General features: G+C 46.8%; 3 protein-coding genes. All 3 read left to right on the top strand.

Annotated elements, in window-relative coordinates; genetic code table 11:
- Nucleotides 1–86: 86 nt before the first annotated feature.
- A complete protein-coding gene (locus ABYP33_RS18745) occupies nucleotides 87–665 on the top strand; it encodes a hypothetical protein (RefSeq protein ID WP_373092825.1) in 579 nt (192 codons plus the stop codon).
- Nucleotides 666–1,195: 530 nt separating this feature from the next.
- The gene (locus ABYP33_RS18740; protein WP_373092823.1) at nucleotides 1,196–1,930 is read left to right on the top strand and encodes a tyrosine-type recombinase/integrase; all 735 of its coding nucleotides are present in this window, start codon (nucleotides 1,196–1,198) and stop codon (nucleotides 1,928–1,930) included.
- A 166-nt stretch (nucleotides 1,931–2,096) separates the two neighbouring features.
- A partial coding sequence (locus tag ABYP33_RS18735; RefSeq protein ID WP_373092821.1) for an AAA family ATPase occupies nucleotides 2,097–2,301 on the top strand: 205 nt, incomplete at its 3' end.

Genomic DNA, 2,301 nt, shown 5'->3' with positions numbered 1-2,301 from the left:
TGGAAATAGGGAGCATGGGCTTGTATAATGGAGATGCTATATAGTATCCACGTATTGGCAGTTCTAACTAAATATCTGGAATAAGCATGAGCATCCCAAAACCAGTTCCATTGTACCCGACATATAAAGACCTTAAAGAAGTAAGGCTCGAGGAATTTCCTGATCTAGCTTCTTTATTCGCCGGCGCGGATGAATGGAAGTCTAAAGCGTGGCTTTGGGGGCAAGAGTTTCTTTCGTACATTGGCCGAAACAAATCAGAACATACGTTCACCCGGTTTCGGTCTGAAATCGAAAAATTCTTGCTGTGGGCCTTTCTCGTTAAAGACAAGCCGATTGATGAGTATCGAAAGGCTGATATTTTAGAGTACGCAGACTTTTGCTGGAGACCGCCATTAAATTGGATATCCTTATCCAATGTTGAAAAATTCCTCATAAAAGGTGGCTTTTATACAAGCAATACTGAATGGGCTCCGTTTAGGCTTATGATAGCCAAGGGAGATGACTCGAAGCCAGACAAGAAAAAATACCGACCTTCCCAAGAAACATTGCACGCTACCTTTACAGCTATTAATGCCTTTTATAAACATCTTGCTGATGAAGAATACTGGGGTGCTAGCCACTTCTTACTACATTATTCCGTGAAACATATTCGTGGAACGCTTTGATGCTTTCGGATAATCTAATTATATACGCTTCATACACTCGATATCAGGATGCATCGTCCTGCGCCTGAGAGATCGGTGGATGACGATTTAAGGGTGAAAACTCTTGATATATTCGATAACTAACTGAAATTAAATAACAAACTATTTCGTTTTGTACATGCGATAACTCCAAGTGGTAGTGAGAGCGGTACCTTAGGGTTACCTCCAACAGGCCCATAGAGAAACTCACTGTGGCTATGTAACGTAGCTATAAACATATATTCCACAAAGCGCTGCTCATGGCAATCAGTGCCAACGCGCAATTGTTTCCAGGTTGGGGCTAGGTAGGGCACTAAGTACTCGGCCGCAACTAAGGAATGGACTGCGATACTTAACGTGTTTTCGCATTAATTAAAAGACTCTGATTAGCACCGTTATTACTTATTTCGGTGCACCGGCCTGCAGTGCGTTTTTCCACGACTACTGCGGCTTGCAACGCCCCAAACCTGAGCGTATAAAGGTAACAAATGTGCACCAGGGATTAAGGTGAAATGGAACGGATTCAGGGCAGCCGCGGCGCATTTCCCGCATCCCGGCCAAAACGACGCTTCTCCCCGAACGAGCCGCGCCTCGATACGTTCCCGATTCAGCATGTGCAAATCGACTGGCAGCGCCTCATGGCCAAGCGTGAACTCGTGTTGGATACCGTGGACGCGATGCCCACGTACTTACTCAAGCCCGAAGTCCTAGGCCTGCTCGACGCCGAAAAACTCCCAATTTACCGCCTGATCCTTGATCATAAGTGGACTGCCGGCGCTCGGGTTTCTGAGGTTCTGGCCCTCACTCCGAGTCACTTCATCGATGACGGCTACGATTTCATGGTGGAGCTCCGCACACTCAAGCAGCGGCCGGGGCGACCGGCCAACATACAACTCGCCCGCAGCCCCAAGCGCGCCGTGCCCATCGTCGACCCCATTCTTCAGGATCGCATACAGAGCTACCTGTACGCGGGACATTTTAGGAAGGACGAGCGGATCTTCACCATGGCCTGCCAGACGGTTAACCGGCATATCCATGTTTTAGTGGACAGGGTAGGGGGCGCGCCGATCAATATTACCTGCCACACTTTTCGGCACAGCTTCGCAATACACCTATTGCTGCACGGACGGCCGCTGAAGATCGTCAGTCAGCTCCTCGGGCATAAATCGATCGAAAGTACCGAGATTTACACCAATGTGCTCACCGCCGATGGCGGGCATTTTTTGGACGGGGTGGATTTCCATTGAGCGGATTTGGCAGCAACTCCAAAGATCGATACGGCACTATAAAAGCAACTATATGGATCTAGTAATAAACACATCCATAATTTGCCATAGCGACGGTAAATGCTAATAGATAGATAGCTTTCGGTTCGCTAGCTGATAATAACTAATTGCATAAGGAATATTGAATTTGAAAATTGTCAGATTGACCATTAGCAACTTTCGAAGTATTAAAAGCGCAGAACTTTTCTTTGATGGTCATAGCCTTTTATTGGGGCCCAACAACATCGGTAAAAGCACAATCTGCGAAGCAATCGATTTAGTGCTTGGGCCTGACCGACTATCTCGATTTCCTCCGATACAAGAGTTTGATTTTTACAATGCGCAATATCTGA

It is taken from the genome of Zhongshania sp., assembly GCF_041584495.1.
Lineage (GTDB): Bacteria > Pseudomonadota > Gammaproteobacteria > Pseudomonadales > Spongiibacteraceae > Spongiibacter.
This window is presented reverse-complemented; position numbering and strand designations above follow the sequence as displayed.

Coding starts and splice junctions, on each gene's coding strand:
- ABYP33_RS18745 (WP_373092825.1), top strand. CDS start 87: ATGAGCATCCCAAAACCAGTTCCATTGTACCCGACATATAAAGACCTT.
- ABYP33_RS18740 (WP_373092823.1), top strand. CDS start 1,196: ATGGAACGGATTCAGGGCAGCCGCGGCGCATTTCCCGCATCCCGGCCA.